Here is a 20,319-nt window from a genome sequence, read left to right on the forward strand (position 1 = left end):
TTAGCTGATGTAACGCAGACCGGGGAATGATGGGAGCGTATAGCGATATCGCGGCCAGGCTGTATCCAGAACATTCATGTAACCAGCGGTAATCTGCACCTCGGTAGCCGTCCAGTATCCGGACTTAATCGCCAGGGTATAGGGCACAGCAGCCGGTGCCGTTAAATCCGTTGAGATAAAACTGCGATACGTCAGCGATGCCGGGTTACGGTCATTGATAGCGTTACGAATAGCAGTCGAAACAACCCCATCAATATTGCAAAGGGCAAACTTCAAATCCTGTGTGCCATCAGCGTTACGGGCTGGTAATGCAATATCCATCGCACAGGCAATAAACGTTACGGTATCGCCATTCTCGGTGGTGGCTGTAATGTCTTCATAGCCTTTGCACAGGTAATGAACCGCATCACCGATATTAATCTGCAGCGTTTCAATGATGACCTCCGGCCCGCTGCTGGCATAGAGGCGATTGAGTATCGTCATGCTTCAGGCCACTCCCTGTTAACTGCCAAATCAAGAATGTCGCTGTTCACTATAAAATCAGGGAACTCTGCCCAGCCGGGAGGAAGAATTGGCCTTTCCCAAAGCTCAAGTGTCGCAGTATACCGCCAGTATTTCCCCCCTTCGGGAGTAGGTCCCTCGTAGAAATCATCAGTAAATCGACAAACATAATCCTGCTGACCCAGGGGCGTTAATAACGGCATATTGAACCAGTTCGCCCCATCCATGGTGATATCCCTTACCCAGGCTTCAAAAAGTTGAGCCTGACCATCAGTGAATATCCAGGCGACTGATGTCTGAGAAGGAACAGACGTATAAGCCCGCCGCTGTCTTCGGCGGCCGGTAACCATCGTGCTACTTTTCAGTGGTGATGTTGGTTTAAGGCCAAAGTTTTCTTTTAATGGACACGGAAGATATTCCGCCGGGTAGTTAATATCGGTTGAGATTGCCATCAGCGTAATTTCCTGCCCGCATTTGTTTTGCCCATCAGAGCTTTATGCAAATCACCTTGCCCGCTGGCTACAGACTGAACTGCTCTTTGATATCCCATCTGAGCACCATCCGAAGCAGCTTTCTTCATCATGGCAATTTGCACATCCGAGGGATCACCATTGACATTAAAACTAAGACTTGGAGCATAGATAGCACCACCGGTTGACTGAGTCGCGACCCTATCCAGAGTGGCATCCAGCTTTGCGCTGGTTTTAGCAGTAGTAACTCGCTCGCCTTTTTGTAGAAGCCAGGTTCCGGTTTCAGGTACGGAGTCAATACCGTCGTGAGCTTGGCCCTGAAGAGCAGAGCCAATAGCAGTCATAAATACACCTGCGGCCGCTGCCGCCGCTATTGCTTGGGTTGATGCCACTGCTGGCCCTACATAAGGCACGCCGATCCAAGCAGTAAATGCGCTCAATGCAGCCATAGCTACTTGCGCTGCAGCATATTGCAGTAATGCAGCACCTACAGACTGAATGAAAGTAGCAGCAAACTCTTCAGCATTAAGTTTCCCTGTTTCGGCCCAGGTGATTACCATATTCGTTAGGTTGCTAAAAGTTTCTGCACCCACCTGCGACATATTAGTATATAAATCAGAATACGCAGCAGCTTGGTCTGAGATACCAGAAACGAAACCAGCCACACCATCTTTTTGTAGTTGATCTACACTTTTATAATGTTCTTCTTGAATTTTCAGTCTTTCATCTAGAGAACTCTGTAAAGCTTCCTTTTTTTTATCGTATAGACTCTTATCAATATCACCTGACTGAAGCTGGTTTAATAAATCTTCTTGCCGAGATTCAAAGTCTAGTCGAATTTCATTATTTTCCTGAATCCGTGAACGTTCACGGCTACCAGAATAACGGCCAACAATTTGGTTATCAAACCCCTTACGTATTAACTTATTTTGTTTCTCTAATCCAGAAACATATTCTGCAATCTTTGCATTTTCCTGATTAAGTCTAAGCTCTTCTTTTTTAGAGTCTAGAGTTTTCGCAGCAGTGCGGAGCTGTTCTTTTTGAGCCTCTGACAATTTCTTGAGGTTGCCGCTAGTGATATCAAAATTAATTTTTTCAAGCTCGGTAACTTCGGCTGTTTTCTTTCCAGTAGTTTCAATAAGTGCAGCTTGTTTCTGTAGATCTAACAATCTACTTTGGAATGCGTTATCAACTGGATTTTTCTTGGCAGTTTGCTTCTGATTCGATTCTCCCTTACCGAGATTGTTGTTATCAACAATAACAGGATCTATGCCCATCCCAGAAAGCAGGGACTGCATACCCTTCGCGGCCCTTTGCGATTCTTCTGGTGTGAGTATCGATCCTTTGATAGCTTGTAGGAATTGGCGACGCTTATTTAAAAAATCTAACTCTTCTTTTTGTTCCTTGCTCTGGTTGCCCCTCTTGTTCAGAAATTCAATACGCTGTTCTACGTCGTTCATATCAGAAGCATCGTAATTCCCTGATACGGCACCAACGCGAGATCGGGTGTAGGATGCAATGGCACCCAAACCACCAGCAATTCTTCCAACCACACCAGCGAGGCTGATCGCCTCACCTACAAGATCAGAAATTCCCTGAAGAACTGCAGGGTCGGTAAATACATCACGAATATCATCAAGACCAGCCTGCAACGGTGAGAGATCGACTTTTGCCAGGCCAGAAGCGATTTCCATTTTCAAGCCACGCGCACTGGTCTCAATATCCTGGAAAAACTGATTAACCTTTACTAGATTATCAATATCTTCCTGGGGCGGCGCAACGCCAAAATCTTTTGAAAGCTGGATAAACTGCTTTAGCTTTTCATTGTTGTTGTCGAACAACGGAAGCATCTTTGACAGGTCGTTTCCAAGACTTTCAAGGATATTTGTTTTCCCTGCCTGTGATGGTATTTTTTGCAGGGCAGCACTGATTGCCATCAGTTGCTTATCTGGAGATTGTTTCGATAACTTTTCTGCCGAAAGACCCAGTGTATCTAAGGCTTGTGCAGCTTCGCCGGATTTATTCAGTACGGCATCGCCGACTTTATCATTAATATCTTTAAAAATATCAGCAATGTTATCGCCGGTTAGTCCTGCCTGTTCAGCAGCATATTGCCAGGATAATAAATCCTGTGTAGACATTTTTAACGATTTAGCCCAACGATCTGCCTCAGTAACCTGCTGAGCGGTATTTTTTACAATGGACAGTCCAGCAACACCTATCCCCACAGCAGCAGTAGCGGCAGCGACTCCAATGGCGGCTATAGATGCACCTACTTCTTTAGCATCTTTTTTTACCTGATCTCGCCATTTTTGGGATGACCTTTCAGCTTTATCCATCCCCTGAACAAATCCGCCAACTTTTGCTATCAGGTCAATTGTTAAAGTACCAAGGGATTTGCCTGCCATTAAGTATTCTCCGGACATAAAAAAACCCCGCCAGAGCGGGGTTTTAGATGTAATTTAAATATTACTTTATTCTTCCGGTGTATCCGGAATTTACTTGAGCATCAGCAGAAACTATTTTACCGTGAGAATAAAATATAGTATGAGACTCAGCACCGGTGTAGCCGCCAAAAGAGTTCTTAGCATTAATCGTTATAGGCACCAGCCAACCATATCTCATAGCTCCCCCTGATTCAGCAAGAATACCATCTTTAAACCATGCTTTTTCTGGTTTTCCAAATGTATATTGGGCTGAATAAGGATCTCTCAGCATACCTCCCCACCAATCCTTAATCCTCTGCTGGTAGTTATCCGGAAGCACACCATAATCGGCAGAATTTAATTGCACCTGGCTTGGTGGAGTAGCAGCGCACGCTGTTAAAAGCAATGTTGCGATTAAAAACACTATTTTTTTCATATCCCTATCCCAGTAGTAATTGGTCTGCTGATGATAGTGCTCAAGAACTACATTTAAAAGTTATCAATGCCAATTTTTCATGGCATCTTCAAGCGATACAGAGACCTCATTGATATGTGGTGCAAAGTCGCTAATCTTGAACGGCGGCGAATTCTTTGACTTATTGATGTTCGCCAACACGGAGGCCACCAGTGAAGCCCCCCACTCGGTACGCATCATGCTGTTAAGCTGACCATACTTATTGCGGTACTTTACCCATATCTGAAACTCACGGAGGCTCATTCGCTCCTGAGCCTCCGCAATGGTGCGCCCACCGATGCCGTTCATGACTAACTCACACCAGAACTCGTCTTCTCCTGTGAGTTCGTAGTCTTTCCCAGATCGTTGACCTCCTGAATCACAGCCAATAAGGCAATAACAATTGGCCCATCGAGCGCGCCACGGTCTTCGGAAGCAGTTCCGAGAATGTCTGCCTCAGTAAAGATTTGCTTGCCTTCCTCATCACAAATATGAGCGGCAATACGGCCAGCCACCGGATCTGATTTGCCGTTATACGCCAGCAGTTCAGCTTTAGTAGTGTGGTAACCCATCGGGCGCACATAGACGGTTGCGATATGCTCTTTCCCGTCACGACCTTTCCATTTGATTTCTTTCTCTACCTGGCGGCCAGTGAATGCCCCGGACTCTTTTAATGTGTCGAGAGTAAGTTTCATTTCTTCTCCTGAATCAAGAAGCCCGGCAGACCGGGCAAATCATTACGCTGCTGCTTTAGGTACCCAGACCGCCGATCCGGAGCGCTGGATAGTTGCGGAGGTGGTAACCACGGCATTTGCCTGAAAATCAAACGGGAAATCGGAAACGTAGCCCTGAAAGATAAACCAGGTGCGATCAGACGGAAGCACCAGACCATCAACAGCATCTTCATCGCCGGAAGCTGCAACGGTCGGGGCGCTTGTACCATCTGACCAGCCGATAGCAAAGGTTAGCGGTGTCTGATCATCAGTTTCAGAAAGCCCATGAAGCATAATGTGGCTGGCGTTTTTCGGGTCGGCATTCAGCCCGACAGTTGCTGAAGCTGGCGTTTTCAGTCCTTTTTTATAGGTTCTGGAGTCCCGCTCACTCAGACAGGTATCTTCAATCTGATCGGCCGGGTTGCCGCCAGGGTTGAAGCTGGTGATACATTCAACCTCGCTGACCACGCCAGATTTCAGCACAAAGAGCTGCGTGCCTTGCGTTAATACAGACATTTTTTAGTCTCCATAAATAGAAAAACCCGCTTGTAGCGGGTCAGTTTGGGGTTGTTGGTTACCTGGTCGTTATCCAGTCAACGTCGAAGGAATAGCGGTATTTCATCGTGGAATCATTACGGATTTGCTCTCCCCACCGGCTGATATAGGCTTTCCCCTCAATTGCATCACGCAATGCGCGGGCCACGGCAATTACATCTGCATCGGTATCACCGTGAACATCAACCTGAAGAGAGTAGTGATCGGCATCTGGCCGCTGGTTCAGGTAATTTTCAGGAGAGCCGCCAATGTTTTGCCAGACCGCGTAGGGGTAAACGATATTGTCATCCTGCATCCCGAAGGGATAGAGCCTGACGGGGTTGGTACCCAATAAATCCTTTACAGCCTGGCTTGCCGCGCAGACAGAGAATATTGGAGCTATCATACGGACGTTCCTTTTTTGGCTGCGCTACGGACGGCACGATCGATAGCCTTTTCCAGTTCCACAGCGAAAATATTAATTACGTCAGTATCCACGCCATTCATTGCCGGGCGTAGTATTGGCCTCGCAGCCATATGCTCGGTCCCGAATTCCAGAAACCGCCAGTACCAGGTATCACCACCGGGATTGCCTTTATCTCCGGCTGTATTATAACTTTTTCCCGCCCTGCCTTTTCTCACATTGGCCTTTGTATTGGCATATTGCCTTGCACCGCCCATTACCCCTACACGAAAGGTTGGGTCGCCCGTTCTGCGAAAGGCTTTGCTGCTGAAACTCACGACAATATTTTTATAGATGGCTTCTTTAGTAAGAAAGTCATCGACACGAGCGGCATTATTGCGGGCCCTGTCCCGGATGACGTTTGCTGCTTTACGCAGCGCTGCACGTCCGGTTTTATTGCGGGTCACCTGTGAGACGGCATCCATCTTGCCCAGCACCGACTCAAGCCCGGTAAGGTTAACCTCTACACCATCAGCCATCGTTCACCCCTTCTGAGCAGGGCAGCGTCAGATATTCCCTGCCGCTGCGCGGGTCTGGTAAAACGCCTTCAATGTTGTAAATACCACCGCGATACAGAATCCTGTGCTTTCTGGTGACGCCCGCCCGGTAACGAATCGTTATGCGCGTTGTTATCTCGCCCTGTGATGCCTGGGCCGCTATAAACTCCCGCGCTGACAAGGGGTATACTTCGGCCCAGATGGTTGCGACATCTCGCCAGGTATTAATTACTGCTCCCGTTGTCAGGTTCTGCTCTTTTACCGGCTCCTGCAGGGTAACCCTGTGACGCAATTTCCCGGCCTGCATATCACCCTCCAGGCCGTTGGCTCAAGTAGACAGGTCGATCGTCGCCCAATGAAGTGATTTCAATATCTTCATCTGCAGCTAGTGACTGGATAATGACATCGCACAGGGCTACGTTTGATTCAGCCAGGCGGTTTATCGCTTCTGTCTGCTCTCTCTGTGCTGCTGTTTGTTCGCTCAGCGCTGCTATCAGCGCGTTTACCTGTTGCTCGTTCATAGGCTATTTTCGTCCACTTTTTTAACCATTCACGCCGACGGCGGCATCCTTCACAGGCCATAAATCACCTCAGAGCGGAATAAATCGATAGGGCTCAAGCAGCGAAGTAAACCCGAATGGAATGCTCATTTTATTAACGTCTGATGCTTCTTCCCTGCTGTTGAACCAGTGCCCAACCAGCAGCATCAATGCCAGTAAAATATCGTCAGCAATCACCAGCCCGTCAGGATCAGTTTCCGGCACTTCATCTTCATAAAGATTACGGTTAATGAAGTTCTCCGCCCTACGGCGCGCAGCGCCATAATAGAGCATAAGCGACTCATCTTCCGTTGTGTCGTCGATATCGATCCGACACTGAGCCCTTAACTTTTCAATCGTTGTGCTCATCGTTTTTCCCTGGCCCGCAGCGAACTGCGGGCACAAAAAAACCGCCGGAGCGGTGGAGGTTGAAGCTGATTATTGCCTTAGCCGCCAGATGCCGGTTTGCCCACCAGCGCTTTGATAGCTGCCGTGTCTTCCAGTACGCAGTCAAAACGATGGAATGCCAGAAACGCAGTCTGGTCATATTCTGCGTAACGCTCCACCAGCCGTTTCAACGTCATGTAGGTGACGCGACGAACGATGAAGCGGTTAAAATCACCGAAATAGATGAATTTATTCCCGGCACCAAGATCGGCGATCCCCTGATCTACTACATAGGGCACGTTCAGAACGGTGGCGGGGGCACCACCGATAATAGAAGGTAACCAAAGAGGACGCCCCTGGTTGTCCTCCATCTCTTCCACAACCTGAAGGGTTTTATCGTTAAAGGCCCAGCGAATTTGTGGAGCAGTGCGATAGGCCGGATCGACAGCATGGCGCAACGCATTCATCTCTTTCCAGGTGAACGCAGTTGCTGATGCAGTATTCACGGTGCCAGTAACGGATGCTGCAAGACCCTTGGGTTGAGTAGGAGTGCCGGCACCAGTACCCTGGATCAGATACTTTGCTTCGCCGCGGCCAATGCGTTGGGCAATTCGTCCAGCCAGGTAAGCTTCAATATCTACCCCGCTATCCTGCAGCAGTTCGTTGGATACGCGAATGATTTTTGAAGAAAGTTTTTTGGCACCAAGTACAGCAGTTCCAAAGGTCACATCACCTTCAGAAGCTGCCGAGTTTTCTGCCAGAAGTTCACCCTCTTCAGAGGTGCCATCAGAGGTGGACCAGGTAATATCCTGCCCGTTGGACGTGCTCAGAATTTGGGCAACGCTGGCAATACCGCCATATGCTTTCATAGCATCGACGATTTTGTTCAGCATTTGTGTCGGGACGGTATACCCGCCCTTCTCGTCAGGAGATACCCCTTGAGCACGATGCTCTTTTACAGCCTGACGCTCTTCTGCTGACAGCTCAGAAAACCCCTGGCGTAAGTATTTATCAAACGCCTGAGCCCGGCGCGCTTCGGCCTGTGCTTCTGGTGTGCCCTGGTTCTGTTTTTGCTGCTGGCGCTGCTCCTGCTCATTTCCTTCAATATAGTCCTGATCCTGGCGGCGCAGTTCCTCTTCGCGAGCAATACGCTCATCAAGGGAATCAAGCTCTGATTTTGCAGCGTTCCACTGGGTGCGCTGCTCATCAGTCCAGGGCGAATCACCAATATTGTCATGCAGGGCACGCATATCTTTGGCGATGGTGTTACGTTTTTGCTTCATTTCATGCAGTTTCATGGTATTTCCTTACGCGTTAAGAAGGGTCAGCAGGCGCTCGCGCGCCATTCGTTGATTAATGGCGTTCTGTAGCGCACCGCTGTTGCGCGCCTCCTGCCAGGCTTTCATTGATCGGACGCCGGAATCGGCCTCCTGATATGCTGGATAGGTCACCGGGCTGACATCAAACAACCGGGAAAACTTCGATATTTCACGAATAACTACCCCTTCGTCATCCTCGTACCAGTGCTCGCCATCACGGGCGACGCGAAAGGCAAAGGACGACTGGTTAATGTCACCGCGCAACATCGGTGCCAGAACCAGATCGCGGATAGTTTGCGTATCCGGCGCTGTAATGTCGTAACGCAGGCCGCGCTCATCGACAGACAGCGAAAGTGTTCCGGCGGCGCTGCGTCCGAGAATAAAATTGGGATCATGGTTAAACAGCCCACGTACATCATCATTCAGCACATCGTCAAAGGCTCCGGGCTTGATGATTTCACGGAATCCCCAGAGAGGTTCAGAGCGACTGTTAAACACCGATCCGTAACCCAGAATGCGGGTAGGTTCATCGGTGCGTTGTTCCGCGCGAACCTCCCCGCTATAGCAGCGCGTTTCACGGTCATTCATTGGTATTTTCCTCGTCGGTTTTTGGTGCCTTAAAGTCGTCTGCCGGGTTCGCGGCGTTAACGCTAACCAGCATTTCATCCAGGCCATCTACCGGGTTCATATCTTCGAAGGCCCGCGCCTCATTGCGGCTCATCCAGCCATCAGTAATTGCAAAGTGGTAGAACTGAGCACGTTCCTGCGGGGTACCACGTAGTAGACCGGTCAGGTTAAACCGAACGTAATACCCGGCGGCCAGCTCAGCGCGGGTGAACAAACGGCGATTGAGTTCCTGCTCCCAGTTCGTCACCCACGGCATGATCGTGTAGCGGACAAACTGAATGGCCTGCTGCGTAATGTTTGAGAAAGTGGCCTTTTCGAGATCGTTAATCATATGTGCCGGAACGTTGAATATTCCGGCAATCATTGAGCGATTCAGTTTCGACATATCAATGATCTGGGCATCGACCGGAGAAACAGTAAGAGCCTTGTAATCCAACTGGGCAGGGAGAAGCATTGTTTTATTCTCCTGGCTACGCAAAGCGGCAGCTGCTTTCTGCCATTGTTCTTTAAGCCATCCCCAACTTTCCTTATTCAAGTCTTGCTTGACTGAAATAATACCTGCTGGTCGCGCATTGCCACTAAAGAATGAACTGGTGTATTTCTGCCCGCTCATTCCCATACCAATTGTCTCGGCATGTTGCATAATAGGACTGAGCCCCATTTTCTGGTTATTCCCCAGCGCGCGAATATGCACCATATCGTCGGGGTTAATGGCATAAGCCCCTTCCTCGTTATAAACACCATAGGTATAACGTCCGCCGGTATTAAGTAACGTCGTTTCCCACGGCATACAGCATTCCAGCCCGGAGACTTCCCCACGCCTGGAACGTTTTACCCATGTATAACCATTACCCCAGCCCAGAATATGACGCTGTTTTAACTCGCGCCATTTATAGCTGGTCTGCCATACATTCGGCTCATCGTGAACCAGATAAAACACAGGATGATCGCGAGCGGCTTCAACCTTATTATTAGTTTTCCGCATCACATGGAGCGGCATCTGCGCAATATTTGATGAAATGACATAAATACAAGCGTAAACAGCAGCCAGTTTCATGGCCGTTTCCGGGCTGACAAACACATCGTTGGCAAAAATGTTATCTGTTTCTGCCGATTCGCCCGTGATCGGCGTGCCGGGGCTTTCCAGAGGTTCACTACGGAACAAGGCATCAAGAAGCATTTTTCCCCCTCATAGCCGCCACCAGCGCATAAAGCAGTAGCAGGCAACCGGACATCATCAAAGATGGTGCCAGTCCGAACTGTAGATATACGCCTGCAGCGAGCGAACCGAACCCGGCCAACCCAATGGCATCAGTGATAAGTGTTTTCATATAATTAAAAGCCCTTCGCCCGGGTCGAGAGTAGACAGGAAATCGCGTTCCTCATTGAGCATTGCGCGACCAATAGCCATTATTAAAGCTACAGCTCCGTCTATTTTATTTTCGTTCTGCTCTTTTATTGGCCTCACCACATCATCATTTCCAGGCAGATGCTTACCTACGACGTTTGAAATACACCAGGTCATTATCGGATTGCCGTCATGATGGAAGCGCCCGGACTCTACAGCAGCCTCAAGTTCTTTCATCGGGTCCGACATATTGGTGTAATTCTGGATAATAGTTATCGGATTAAGCTGTTCGTCAGCCAGATGATGGGATAAGTTTGTCGCACCATGTGGATCGATGGGGCTTTGTTCAACAGGGGTCTGTTGATTATCACGCTTGGCATCTTCCAGTATTACGCGGTAGTCAATTTCTGCCCCCTCGGTGATAGTGATAAGCCCTGCTTCAACCCATTTCCGGTACCGCTCAGCGGTTCGGTGATCGTCAATATCATTGCTGTATACGGTGTCATAAGGGACGTAGAAACGCGGAGATATACAGTAGTAATGCCGTTTCCCGTCTATCTCACGGGTAAATAAGCGAACCTTAGAGTTCATGTCCAGTTTGCGCGCCAGGTCAAAAGACAGAATGCAGGGCTGGCCTTCAAATTGCTCAATGGTAAGAGTTTGATCTTCACATTTTCGCCAGCTTAACAGGTTGAAATACGCAGCGCGGGCAGCAACCCAGATATTCAAGTGTTTCGTTTTGAATATCCCGGCCATGCGGGGATTATTTTTGGCCCTGCTTTGCTGGCTTAAAAGGAAGTCAGAATAAACCGATACCCCCATATTAGGATTGGCTTTGTGAAGAACCGCCGGATCAGTCCAGTCATCCCCCTCATCAACGGTGTAAATGACGCCAAAAAGTTCATCATTCGGCACCGTTCCGTTCAGCATTTCGATAACTTCACGACGCTTATCGTAGCAAGGGCCTTCAATGTTATAACCCGCAGTTGTTATGGCCCACATAATCGGCTGTCTGCGGGCTCCCATGCCAGTGATCATAGTCGTGTATAGAGCATCACTTTCATGCTCATGATATTCATCAACAATGGCACAATGCGGTGACTGACCGTCACCAGGGTTTCCAATCAACGGCTCAAATCTGGCCCCATCTTCAGGGCGACTGAGGTTCTTGGCGTTAACCTCTATCCCGAATGCTTCAGTTAACAACGGTGTCCGCTTGCACATAAGCCGTGCCGGTCGAAAAACTTCCCAGGCTTGCTTTTCAGTGGTTGCACCGGAATACACTTCCGCACCAAATTCACCATCACAGGTGAAACAAAAAAGCGCCACACCGGCGCTTATTGCTGACTTCCCGTTTTTCCTGGGGATTTCTGTATAGACCTCTCTGAATCGGCGCAGCCTGGAACCTTTATGAACCCACCCAAATGAGCAACAAATTATAAATAGTTGCCATGGTTCCAGCGTGATCGGCATTCGTTTGAATGCCCACTCTCCCTTTGTATGTGGAAGAAGCTGAATAAACCGGGCTGCACGCTCAGCAAAGTCTTTATCAAAACGGTATCGAAATTTCTTTCCCTGCGATTTTGACAAATCGTCGATATGTCGCTGGCAGGCATCAATGACATACTGGCATGCCGGAATCTTTCCGGCGACGACATGCCTTGCATACTGATTTGCAGCGTTAACGTTAGGATAGGCTTTTCGGCTCATGGCGTGATCATCTTCAGGAATGGGTTTTCGTTCTTTTTCTTCCCGGCCAGACCGACCAGGCGCTGTCGGCTGCTGGGGTCCAGCCCCAACATTGAACCGGTAGAACTCATTTCCGATTCCTGTTCTTTTTTGGCCGTAAGTTCAGGGTTTTTAATTTTCCCGCCCATTGCGCCAGTGATGGATAACCCATCAACAGCAATATTTTTTACCGCCCTTCGCCAGAACTCATAGGCAACGCACCAGCGCTCCAGCACTGCAAGATCGGTCACGCAGAGCAAGCCCTGTCCGCATAATTCTTTGGTCGTCAGCTCCCACATGATGGATGCTAACGGGAGTTCCTCTTCGGCAAACCAGTCCGGAGGCGCTACGCCATTGATGGGGGTGAATACTGGTTCTTCTTTATTCAAGGCTCGCTTGCCGGGGTTTCCGGCCAACTCCTTGCGCGCCGTTGGCTTTGGTCTACGCCCGGAACGCCCCGCCGTTCCAGCCATAAGCGTTACTCCTGGTTAAATTTCATTTTTCGCGGGTATAAAAAATTAACTGAGGCGGCGGTCCTTTGGGCCTTTGCCATCAGGGATTTGACCCGCCCCCTCCCTGTTGTCATCCAAATGGGAATTGATATCATTTGAAACGTTCACGCCCGGTTTTCGTTCTGTGACAGGGCCAGCACAGGCTTTCAAGATTCGAATCATCATCGGTACCCCCATGAGCCTTAGCCTTGATATGGTCCACGGTCTTAGCTGCTACCGCACGACCGTTGCGCAGACAGTTCTGACACAGGTGATTGTCACGCTTAAGGATGCGGGCTCGCTTAATATCCCACTGGCTGCCATAGCCTCGCTCATGCCTGCTCTTGCCCTGCTGATGCTGCTGCCAGCCTTCATTACGATGCTTCTCGCAGTAGCCTGAGCGGTCGGTTGTTGTGCCTGCGCATCCACGCTTACGGCATGCTCGGGGAATTAGTGCGGGCATGATTAAGTCCTTATGAGATTTGCATTATCACAGGCACTCAGTGAATGCCTGCTGTAATGCCTTAGCTGTTTGCTTCAGCGCTGGTATCAAAGAGCGGCAGCGCTTCAGTTGCTTCCTGCACAGCTTTCATCGTCTTTGCCACCACTTCAGTCTCTGATGTGACACGGCTGTATTACTGAATAAACAGCTGATACTTAAGCGGATCATCCTGAACAAATTCTACGGCGACTTTTGCTGCTGCTGTGTCGTAGTTCAGGGTTGAGAGCAGGTTGAGACGAATCTGCTGGGCGTCGGTGATTTCGACCATGTCGTACCTCTGTGCGATGTGGGGAGCATTATCGAAGCCCTTCGCTGAAGAGCTTCTGTAATGCCTACTGTCGTTCCAGGTGTTCGTAACGTGAAATGGTCTTGCCGTTTGCGTTCATCACGTAGGCCACTTCTCCCTGCTTCAGGAATACGTTCTGGTCCATTCCCGATACGGCAATACTCTGCTGGTTGGGGTTGAAGCCAACGCTCAGTCCACAATGAATTTCTTCACCGCCACCAGGCGACATCACTTTTACTGTTAACATGCTTCTTCTCCTGCTTCTGGTAATAAAAAAGGCCGCCACTGGCGACCTGGGTTCAAATTATGTGTTTCAGGGCATATGACACGAGTAACCGCAGTAATAGCCACCGTTGGATTGCGGGTTGACTTTCTGCATATTCTCTGCAACCTACATTTAAGTATAGATCGAACCAGCAGTCCCGATTATCGCAGCAAGCAGAAAGAAGGTGACGGCAGTTCTACGCATTTGCACGTCATAAAATGACAGAGCCAACCCGACGAAAGCAACAATTAAAACTGTCCACATATCCAGTAAGAGGAAGAGATATCCCTCGAAAGCACTGTCAATCAGTACGTCCACATCGCGCATTCCTTTTAATAGATAAACTCCGCTGAAATACTATCACGATAGCGTTAGCAGACTATCTGCTAATCATCAAGCATCGACTGACTTATTTTCGGTGGATTTCTTTTCGCAAGTTGTGTTAGCAATCAGCGTCAGGGCGAGCCACCGCGCGGCATGCCCACATACAGGCTTCCTGCATTTTGGTGCGAGCGATTGCCAGACAGCGCAAAGCTTCATCAATCTCCCGAGCCTGCTCAGCGCTTAACATTGCCGGGCCATTACGGACAGCCAACAATTCACCTCGATCGGTATCAAGCAAACTACAGAAGTGGCGGCTGACGCCTTTAAGGCGGTTCATTCGCTCAATGTCGCCAGCGGTTAATGTGCGGTAGCCTTTTACAGTGCTGCCGTCCTGCGGTTTTGCTTCACTCATTGGTTTTTCTCTTTTGGTTGGATATGGAAATTTACCCGCTATTGCGAGGCATCACGATTAAAGGCTGCTACAGGGTGGCGGACAACATTTCTCCTCTATACTGTTAAATCGCCTAACTCAACAGAATAGGGAGAAAATATGATCGATCATTACTACGTAACTCACGCTCAAATCCTGGCGCTGAGAAACGTTGTTGCTTTTATCGTGCAAACGATGCCCGAAGAACAAAAAGAAAATGTCCTTCAGGTTTTGAGAAAATTTGCTGAAATAGAATTAATGGATGGTATCGACGCGCCGCCTACGAGTGATATCACCCCGAAAACAGTTGAGAAGTTAAATAAAGCCTACAAGGCTATCTTCAATGACATTATCGATCTTTCAACGCCTGGCAGGGAATCTGCTTCAGCAAGCTACCTGCAATAGCTCTCGACCTTATCTCCATGATGGCCAGAACGTTCTTGTCTGGCCCTTTCTCAAGTTTGCTTAGTCGAAATTCAATATTCTTTGCCTTGGTCATCGCGTAACCCTGCCGGTTGGTTGCGGGCAGTTAGCCTGCACTGATTTGTTGTGCGCCAGAATGTCGCGCTTGGTCTGCTTATCTAGCACGTCAATATCGTGGTCGGTCAGGTAGATAATTCGCACCCAGCTGCACGCGGTATCAACCACCACCGGGGCGGGTAAAGTTTTCGCGCAGCTCGCGATCAACATTGTCATCACCCATACGCTTAACGCTCTCTTCAACATCACTGGCCCCTTTCGTGGCTTCTGCTTTACGTTCTGCCGCGGCGACGCTGGCGGCCGCCTTCTCTTCGGTGCGCTGCTGTTCGGCTTTGGATTCCGCCTTGCTGGTTCCGCGAGCATGACCAATGCCAAATGCGCCTACGATTAATCCAAGCAGAACGACTACCAACCCGCTTATAAATTCAAGGCTCATTGCACCTCCTGCTGCTCATCGGCTTTTTCTTTCAGCTTTGGCTGTCTGACGTATTGAGAGAGGATGGCGAGCACCACCAGAGCCGGGCTAATCATCGCCACAATGTTGGCAGGCAGAATATCTTTGATATCCGGCGGCAGCATCGCCCAGGCATGAAGAGCAGCGTCCGGAAATGATTGGGCCCATACACCGACCAACGCGCCGGCAGCGCCCAGGCGGACAGACCATGTTTTAAGCAGCAACCGGGCATGACCAACAAACTCCAGCTGGGTATATTTGCGCAGTAGCAACAGAACGAGCACGGCCACCAGCGCCAGCAGGGAAAAAATAATCATCGTCATAGGCTCACCCGCTCTTTAACCCAGCCGTATAGAAACGCTTCGTTAGCTGGCCTCGCTTCGGCCAACTCAAGATAGCGAGCACCCTGGCTGCAATTCAGCGCCTTTAGCAGCGTGGCTTCGCCGTCTTTGCCACGAACGGTGAGATAACTTTTCAGGGCGGCGATGGTGATATTGCCGATCGCGCCGTCCGGCTTGAGGTCCGGATAGAGCTTGCCCTGCATATTCAGAGCCGATAACCAGCGCTGCAGGAATGTACTTGCGACACGCGGCCCCATGTTCACGCCGGTATCACACAATTCCTGTGCAATGGCTGGCGACAACTCGGCGATGAGGTCAAACTTCGGTTCAGTCCAGTATTGCGAAAGGTAAATGGCTCTGGCGGTTTCCCGTGGTAACGCCTTCATATCACCTGCGTAACCATATGCGCGGGCGGTAGTCTGCGTAATACCCCAGCGCGTTGGGCCGCCTTTATCATTCGGGTTATTTACGTAACCCCCTTCTTTACCGAGGATGCCCTCAATAATCTGATCTGCTGTCATGGCGCCTTAACTCCGGTAATGCGCTCCCAGAAATAGGTCAAAGCAACAGAACCCATTGCCCCGCTAATTCCGGAAGTGGCCAGTATCATGTAAATGCTCAGTCCGCTTTCAATGCTCACCAGGCCAGCAATAACGCCGGTAAACCCTGAAACCACCATTTGGGCAAGAGCATTGATCAAGCTCCATGTTGCCTTGCTCTGCTTCACATCTATCAGGTAGCGGACAAGTCCACCCCAGCAAGCAATGATCAGCAGAACCAGCCAGGACATCCCGGCAATGCTCTCTTTGTCTTGCATACGTTTAGCCATAGTTACCGCCTCCGATGGAAGATCGGGAAGCTGTGTGTTTGAAAAGGGTCAGGCCCGTCAGGCTGGATTTAACAACGAAGCGTGTCGATGATGATTCCTGCGGGACCTGATAATAAAAAAGCCATGCAAATGCATGGCATTGTGATTTGAATCCGTTATTTACAAAATGTATTCGAGACAGTATCTTTCGACTTCCGGACAAAAAAACATATACCGGGACAAAATCTAAATGTAACTGCCTTGCCTGCATGAAACCATGCGGGCTTTTTTTTGCCCAAAGAAAAAGCCCACCGAAGTGGGCCTTACAGCTATCATCATTTTTTATTAGGTGTGGTGCCGGGTGCCTCCCGGTAAGTCGCCGCCAGTCCACAGACGACTCGCAATGCGCAAAAAAACATATCAGACTGGCAATGCCCCTCCGCATAGGGGGATTCACCACCCCAGAAATTTAACATCTGCCAATTTCATTTTCAATGCTATACGACGATGTGACAGGGGTACTGATGCAATGCATCTCGCGAATACCCCTGTCGGATCGCCGGAAAGCAAAAACCCCGCATTGGCGGGGTTCTCGTTATGTTCAAATTGTCGCTTTTTGTCGCTGCCGAGTGGCGCAGCTCTGCCAAGCATGAACGGATTATCTAATTTTTAGACCTGAAATCAACTACCAATAACAAAATAAGCACTAATTGCTAAAAATCATTCAGATTCAGCTTTCAGGCTTTGCCTTGCAGACAGGAAAGTTTTCGCCTGAAATACCTGTAAGCACCAGTTAACCCGATCCTTTGCCATCTTGAACGTAAGCCATGGAGCAGCTCGTTCCAGCTCGCGGGCAATATCCGCGACTTTTTTACGAGTGGTGTAAAAGCTCACCCCTACGATATAAACCGGATCCGTTGTGTCGAATGCCTTTAACACACATTCCTCAACGAAATCCGCATCATCATCTCTTATAGCGGTATCTATTATGCTGGTAGTGGTTTTCGGCCATAAAATTGCGTGTGCTCTATTTAACGCATGCTGACCGCGATAACCCTCCTCCCTCGCCTGCTTAATTGCCGCAGTAAAGCGCTCAAGAGATTTATCAGACCAGCGATCTCCTCTAATAACTCGCCAGCATTCATGGCTTCTTGGCAATCGTGGCGCGGCTTCACCGCGCATGGTATCGCCCCATACGGTAAGCAATGATTTAATCCAGCCTGACTGGATGCCGGTCAAGAGTTTTGCTCGCCCCAGATAGCGCTTATGCGTAGCCAGGGCAATCTCATTAAGGGCCGCATTATGTCTACGGCGTTGCATTGGAGTCATGCTGTCTCTCCCCGGATCTGGCAGGTGCGAATAAAGTTTTTCAGTATGCGGTAGTCAACTAATACAGTGCCGCGATGACGGCAAAGGCGAAGCTTTTTCCAGCGGTAGCGGATCCGCTCGATTGCGTCACGGCTCATGCGGTCACCTTTTTATCAATGGCAAACTGCGCCAGCGCCAAAAATGCGTGGCCTTTTGCCTCCAGTTCGGTGCGGTTGATATAACTGAATTTCTCTCCTCGCCAGGTCTTATAAAACACAGCTATGGCACCAGCAAAAAACGCGCTGGTCGGCCTTTGTTTGTCGTTGGCGGGTTTAAACCAGACAGGCAGATCGAAACCAATTCGCCCGCGAATAAAGCAAACATGATCCGCATCTTCCGGCCACCAGGTTTCGCTCGTTGCGGATTTGACCAGGAAAACATAGCGTCCGCCCTTCTCTCGTTGCGCTGCTGCGTAGTTCATGATGTGAGTCATGCCAGTGATGGCTTGCTTTTCGTGGTACTGAGAGCGGCTATATGGAGGGTTGCCGAATGCTGCGCCGCCGAGTTCTGCCAGGCGACCAGACCAGTCTTGCGTCAGCGCGTTATCTTCTGCGGTGTACCAGACTGGGCATTTTGCATTGCTGTCATCAGCGAACAGGTCAAGCACCAGCGGACCAAACATCGCATTGATACCCCAGAAAAGCGGATCCGGCGTTCGCCACTGGTCACCAACCTCTTTTAAATAATGTGATGGTGCGTTGCGAAGGGCTGTGAGAGATTCGCAGTAAGGATTAGTCATGCGATGGTCTCCCCTAATTCCTGCAGAACCTGCGCCAACAACTCGCTTTCAGTACCGAATTTCTCTTCCCATGATTTACGGCCGGCATGAATAGCAACGCCGTAACCACCAGTGCGATGATGGGCGTGGCAAAGAGGAATGACATGGAAGTTATCAGCGCGGACAGATAAGCCAGTGCCAGAGCTGCAGTGATGTATTTCAGCGGGTGATTCACCGTAATCAAGGTTGCGGCAAACTATGCAGCCAAGAGCGGCTACGCGGCTAAGATGAAGCTTTTCAGCTTTTGTTTTGGATTTGCTCATATCGCACCGCCTTGGCGCGACAGACAAACGGAAACACCAGCGTTGGTGATAGCCGGTATAAAGAGGTACAACTTTTGAGTATGTAGCTTCTGCGCCATCGGTTTCTCTCCGTGGCACAGTGACTAGCAAGAAGGGTTGTTCAGGCCCGTGATTAATATAACTAATTTTAATCCTGACTTACAGGGGGAAGCCCAGCCTTTTTACGAGCCTCATCAAGGGATCTGAGCGAGGTGACAAACTCATCCTTACGGAGCGGGAAGCCTCTTTCGACCACGCCGTTTTTTACATAAACAAGGACAGGCCCGGCATGCTCTTTAAACCCTGGAAATAAATCATCCGGTATTTCCATAAATACCTCATTGGAAACACTCCACCTGCAACGAACACGGCCAACGAGTTACTGCACTAAAAATAACCGCGCTAAAGATGGCGTAAAAAGTTAACAATGGCGGCATAGCCGCCACTTACTTACCGCTCAATAAAACCAGTCGTCGGCACTTTCCCACGTTTCCTGCAGGATTTGCTCTATGCGCTTTTTATCGCCGTCAGCACCACCCAGAACGGTCAACCCGTCAGTACTTGAGCGCCTTATATTTAGTTTGCAGCCTTCATAGTTTTGATGAAGACGGCGCAGCAATTCAACTTCAAGGGCGGGAATGGCCCCTTCTGGCAGTTTTTTAGTCTTGTCGATGGTTACTTCGATTCTCATAGTATCACCCACCTAAACACTGTATAAATACACAGTACACCTAACTCACTGAATGAGCAATATCTTAAGAGCACAAAACGTTAATTTTTATCAGTCATGGGAAAACAAAACCCACCGTAGCGGGTTGAATCTATGGGGTTTTTTAGTCATGTTCTCTAAAGAGAGACAGAGTCTTAGGTCACAGTAAACAAAAATCGCCCAACTCATGAGTGGTAAAACAAGTCATATTGACGAGACCTTATATGATTACGTAATGGCCAAATTTAATCGAGCAGTGACATCAAAACTGTTCGATTAAAGTAGTCGGGCAAGCGTGCGACACTCTTCGAATGTTATCCTTAGACAAGCTCAAGGTAAAAAATGTCTAACATAAACAATTAAATTAAATCCGATTTGATTAAAAAAATCGTTATAACTAACTTAAACCTCACTACCTTTAAGAAAATCATTATGAAAAAGCATGAACTCGTAATCACCGCCTTTATTTTTAACCAGTTCAATTTCAAAATCTGGCCATGGGTACTTATAGCGCAAAAACAAACACTTTGACTCAATATCGATTAGTTTTTTAAGGCCAAAAGAAAAACATCCAACAATATTATCATCCTTAAACTCTCTGGCTATAACCAATGTACTTAAATTCTTATTCTTAGAGCACAAGTTTAGATATGCGCGGTTGAAAACCACCTCATTTCCTCGTGAATCATTTGCCATGATAAATCCTCAGTCATCCCTAAGTAAAAGACTTAAAAATCAAGTAACAGAAGGCTCCGGTACTTGATGGTTCCATTTTACAGGAGACAATAGCAGCTTT

Annotated in this window: 32 protein-coding genes and 2 pseudogenes; 1 reads left to right on the forward strand and 33 read right to left on the reverse strand. The window is 48.9% G+C overall.

Annotated features, from left to right (window positions below; translation table 11 throughout):
• The 21 genes and pseudogenes from ABLV30_RS03450 to ABLV30_RS03550 all read right to left on the reverse strand — a co-directional run bounded on the left by ABLV30_RS03450 (position 1) and on the right by ABLV30_RS03550 (position 14,286).
• Entirely contained in the window at positions 1 to 483 is a 483-nt protein-coding gene (locus tag ABLV30_RS03450) for a DUF1833 family protein (protein WP_049592239.1), read from the reverse strand.
• Complete coding sequence (locus ABLV30_RS03455) at positions 480 to 953, reverse strand: hypothetical protein (RefSeq protein WP_025108045.1); 474 nt, start codon at positions 951 to 953, stop codon at positions 480 to 482. Before ABLV30_RS03455 ends, ABLV30_RS03450 begins: the two co-directional genes overlap by 4 nt.
• Positions 953 to 3,379, reverse strand: a complete 2,427-nt coding sequence (locus tag ABLV30_RS03460) for a phage tail tape measure C-terminal domain-containing protein (protein WP_348865530.1) — start codon at positions 3,377 to 3,379, stop codon at positions 953 to 955. Before ABLV30_RS03460 ends, ABLV30_RS03455 begins: the two co-directional genes overlap by 1 nt.
• Before the next feature lie 61 nt (positions 3,380 to 3,440).
• Positions 3,441 to 3,833 (reverse strand): hypothetical protein, encoded by a 393-nt coding sequence (locus ABLV30_RS03465; RefSeq protein WP_348865531.1) that lies wholly within the window; start codon positions 3,831 to 3,833, stop codon positions 3,441 to 3,443.
• Positions 3,834 to 3,896: 63 nt separating this feature from the next.
• Positions 3,897 to 4,160 (reverse strand): hypothetical protein, encoded by a 264-nt coding sequence (locus tag ABLV30_RS03470; protein ID WP_064407446.1) that lies wholly within the window; start codon positions 4,158 to 4,160, stop codon positions 3,897 to 3,899.
• Positions 4,161 to 4,162: 2 nt separating this feature from the next.
• Positions 4,163 to 4,546 (reverse strand): phage tail assembly chaperone family protein, TAC, encoded by a 384-nt coding sequence (locus ABLV30_RS03475; protein WP_348865532.1) that lies wholly within the window; start codon positions 4,544 to 4,546, stop codon positions 4,163 to 4,165.
• A 42-nt stretch (positions 4,547 to 4,588) separates the two neighbouring features.
• On the reverse strand, positions 4,589 to 5,080 hold the full coding sequence (locus ABLV30_RS03480; protein ID WP_017146242.1) for a phage tail tube protein: 492 nt from the start codon (positions 5,078 to 5,080) through the stop codon (positions 4,589 to 4,591).
• A 58-nt stretch (positions 5,081 to 5,138) separates the two neighbouring features.
• Positions 5,139 to 5,504 (reverse strand): DUF3168 domain-containing protein, encoded by a 366-nt coding sequence (locus tag ABLV30_RS03485; protein ID WP_348865533.1) that lies wholly within the window; start codon positions 5,502 to 5,504, stop codon positions 5,139 to 5,141.
• The gene (locus ABLV30_RS03490; protein WP_101827061.1) at positions 5,501 to 6,040 is read right to left on the reverse strand and encodes an HK97-gp10 family putative phage morphogenesis protein; all 540 of its coding nucleotides are present in this window, start codon (positions 6,038 to 6,040) and stop codon (positions 5,501 to 5,503) included. Before ABLV30_RS03490 ends, ABLV30_RS03485 begins: the two co-directional genes overlap by 4 nt.
• Positions 6,033 to 6,365, reverse strand: a complete 333-nt coding sequence (locus ABLV30_RS03495; protein ID WP_348865534.1) for a phage head closure protein — start codon at positions 6,363 to 6,365, stop codon at positions 6,033 to 6,035. The genes ABLV30_RS03490 and ABLV30_RS03495 overlap by 8 nt, the downstream gene beginning before the upstream one ends.
• A 1-nt stretch (position 6,366) precedes the next feature.
• Positions 6,367 to 6,579, reverse strand: coding sequence for a hypothetical protein (locus tag ABLV30_RS03500; protein WP_109213025.1), 213 nt, complete (start codon positions 6,577 to 6,579; stop codon positions 6,367 to 6,369).
• 69 nt (positions 6,580 to 6,648) lie between these two features.
• Entirely contained in the window at positions 6,649 to 6,966 is a 318-nt protein-coding gene (locus ABLV30_RS03505; RefSeq protein ID WP_348865535.1) for a head-tail connector protein, read from the reverse strand.
• A gap of 77 nt (positions 6,967 to 7,043) precedes the next feature.
• Positions 7,044 to 8,282 carry a phage major capsid protein gene (locus ABLV30_RS03510; protein ID WP_131929700.1) on the reverse strand — a complete coding sequence of 413 codons (1,239 nt, stop codon included), beginning with the start codon at positions 8,280 to 8,282 and terminating at the stop codon, positions 7,044 to 7,046.
• Positions 8,283 to 8,291: 9 nt separating this feature from the next.
• Positions 8,292 to 8,891 (reverse strand): HK97 family phage prohead protease, encoded by a 600-nt coding sequence (locus ABLV30_RS03515; protein WP_139512782.1) that lies wholly within the window; start codon positions 8,889 to 8,891, stop codon positions 8,292 to 8,294.
• Entirely contained in the window at positions 8,884 to 10,110 is a 1,227-nt protein-coding gene (locus ABLV30_RS03520) for a phage portal protein (protein ID WP_131929696.1), read from the reverse strand. Before ABLV30_RS03520 ends, ABLV30_RS03515 begins: the two co-directional genes overlap by 8 nt.
• A gap of 147 nt (positions 10,111 to 10,257) precedes the next feature.
• Entirely contained in the window at positions 10,258 to 11,988 is a 1,731-nt protein-coding gene (locus tag ABLV30_RS03525; protein ID WP_135721205.1) for a terminase large subunit, read from the reverse strand.
• Positions 11,985 to 12,479, reverse strand: a complete 495-nt coding sequence (locus tag ABLV30_RS03530) for a phage terminase small subunit P27 family (protein ID WP_004884285.1) — start codon at positions 12,477 to 12,479, stop codon at positions 11,985 to 11,987. The genes ABLV30_RS03525 and ABLV30_RS03530 overlap by 4 nt, the downstream gene beginning before the upstream one ends.
• A gap of 130 nt (positions 12,480 to 12,609) precedes the next feature.
• The gene (locus ABLV30_RS03535; RefSeq protein WP_025108057.1) at positions 12,610 to 12,960 is read right to left on the reverse strand and encodes an HNH endonuclease signature motif containing protein; all 351 of its coding nucleotides are present in this window, start codon (positions 12,958 to 12,960) and stop codon (positions 12,610 to 12,612) included.
• A 61-nt stretch (positions 12,961 to 13,021) separates the two neighbouring features.
• Positions 13,022 to 13,267, reverse strand: a pseudogene (locus ABLV30_RS03540) (DUF2560 family protein).
• A 64-nt stretch (positions 13,268 to 13,331) separates the two neighbouring features.
• A complete protein-coding gene (locus tag ABLV30_RS03545; RefSeq protein WP_004136199.1) occupies positions 13,332 to 13,532 on the reverse strand; it encodes a hypothetical protein in 201 nt (66 codons plus the stop codon).
• 460 nt (positions 13,533 to 13,992) lie between these two features.
• On the reverse strand, positions 13,993 to 14,286 hold the full coding sequence (locus ABLV30_RS03550; RefSeq protein WP_025108059.1) for a hypothetical protein: 294 nt from the start codon (positions 14,284 to 14,286) through the stop codon (positions 13,993 to 13,995).
• 138 nt (positions 14,287 to 14,424) lie between these two features.
• Between ABLV30_RS03550 and ABLV30_RS03555 the strand changes: the two genes are divergently transcribed.
• Positions 14,425 to 14,709 carry a hypothetical protein gene (locus ABLV30_RS03555; protein ID WP_004849288.1) on the forward strand — a complete coding sequence of 95 codons (285 nt, stop codon included), beginning with the start codon at positions 14,425 to 14,427 and terminating at the stop codon, positions 14,707 to 14,709.
• A gap of 90 nt (positions 14,710 to 14,799) precedes the next feature.
• Here ABLV30_RS03555 and ABLV30_RS03560 read toward each other — a convergent pair whose 3' ends face one another.
• From ABLV30_RS03560 to ABLV30_RS03615, 12 genes and pseudogenes are all read right to left on the reverse strand, one after another.
• Complete coding sequence (locus ABLV30_RS03560; protein ID WP_348865536.1) at positions 14,800 to 14,994, reverse strand: hypothetical protein; 195 nt, start codon at positions 14,992 to 14,994, stop codon at positions 14,800 to 14,802.
• Positions 14,945 to 15,220 carry a hypothetical protein gene (locus ABLV30_RS03565; RefSeq protein ID WP_348865537.1) on the reverse strand — a complete coding sequence of 92 codons (276 nt, stop codon included), beginning with the start codon at positions 15,218 to 15,220 and terminating at the stop codon, positions 14,945 to 14,947. Before ABLV30_RS03565 ends, ABLV30_RS03560 begins: the two co-directional genes overlap by 50 nt.
• The gene (locus tag ABLV30_RS03570; protein WP_221841839.1) at positions 15,217 to 15,561 is read right to left on the reverse strand and encodes a hypothetical protein; all 345 of its coding nucleotides are present in this window, start codon (positions 15,559 to 15,561) and stop codon (positions 15,217 to 15,219) included. The genes ABLV30_RS03565 and ABLV30_RS03570 overlap by 4 nt, the downstream gene beginning before the upstream one ends.
• Positions 15,558 to 16,100: a glycosyl hydrolase 108 family protein gene (locus ABLV30_RS03575; RefSeq protein WP_348865538.1), complete on the reverse strand. Its 543-nt coding sequence runs from the start codon at positions 16,098 to 16,100 to the stop codon at positions 15,558 to 15,560. Before ABLV30_RS03575 ends, ABLV30_RS03570 begins: the two co-directional genes overlap by 4 nt.
• Positions 16,097 to 16,396 carry a phage holin family protein gene (locus ABLV30_RS03580; RefSeq protein WP_031280382.1) on the reverse strand — a complete coding sequence of 100 codons (300 nt, stop codon included), beginning with the start codon at positions 16,394 to 16,396 and terminating at the stop codon, positions 16,097 to 16,099. Before ABLV30_RS03580 ends, ABLV30_RS03575 begins: the two co-directional genes overlap by 4 nt.
• A 711-nt stretch (positions 16,397 to 17,107) precedes the next feature.
• Positions 17,108 to 17,716: a hypothetical protein gene (locus tag ABLV30_RS03585; RefSeq protein WP_348865539.1), complete on the reverse strand. Its 609-nt coding sequence runs from the start codon at positions 17,714 to 17,716 to the stop codon at positions 17,108 to 17,110.
• Positions 17,713 to 17,853, reverse strand: coding sequence for a YlcG family protein (locus tag ABLV30_RS03590; protein ID WP_009653799.1), 141 nt, complete (start codon positions 17,851 to 17,853; stop codon positions 17,713 to 17,715). Before ABLV30_RS03590 ends, ABLV30_RS03585 begins: the two co-directional genes overlap by 4 nt.
• A pseudogene (locus ABLV30_RS03595) lies at positions 17,853 to 18,494 on the reverse strand (phage N-6-adenine-methyltransferase); the annotation flags it as partial. The gene ABLV30_RS03590 and the pseudogene ABLV30_RS03595, both read right to left, overlap by 1 nt.
• Entirely contained in the window at positions 18,491 to 18,796 is a 306-nt protein-coding gene (locus ABLV30_RS03600; RefSeq protein WP_004111731.1) for a Ref family recombination enhancement nuclease, read from the reverse strand. The pseudogene ABLV30_RS03595 and the gene ABLV30_RS03600, both read right to left, overlap by 4 nt.
• A gap of 166 nt (positions 18,797 to 18,962) precedes the next feature.
• Positions 18,963 to 19,145, reverse strand: a complete 183-nt coding sequence (locus ABLV30_RS03605) for a hypothetical protein (RefSeq protein WP_004111729.1) — start codon at positions 19,143 to 19,145, stop codon at positions 18,963 to 18,965.
• A gap of 126 nt (positions 19,146 to 19,271) precedes the next feature.
• Positions 19,272 to 19,505 (reverse strand): DinI family protein, encoded by a 234-nt coding sequence (locus ABLV30_RS03610; protein WP_004111728.1) that lies wholly within the window; start codon positions 19,503 to 19,505, stop codon positions 19,272 to 19,274.
• 420 nt (positions 19,506 to 19,925) lie between these two features.
• The gene (locus ABLV30_RS03615; protein WP_004111726.1) at positions 19,926 to 20,219 is read right to left on the reverse strand and encodes a hypothetical protein; all 294 of its coding nucleotides are present in this window, start codon (positions 20,217 to 20,219) and stop codon (positions 19,926 to 19,928) included.
• Between the last annotated feature and the right edge of the window lie 100 nt (positions 20,220 to 20,319).

This window comes from Klebsiella sp. CN_Kp113, assembly GCF_040064585.1.
In the GTDB taxonomy this organism is placed as follows: domain Bacteria; phylum Pseudomonadota; class Gammaproteobacteria; order Enterobacterales; family Enterobacteriaceae; genus Klebsiella; species Klebsiella michiganensis.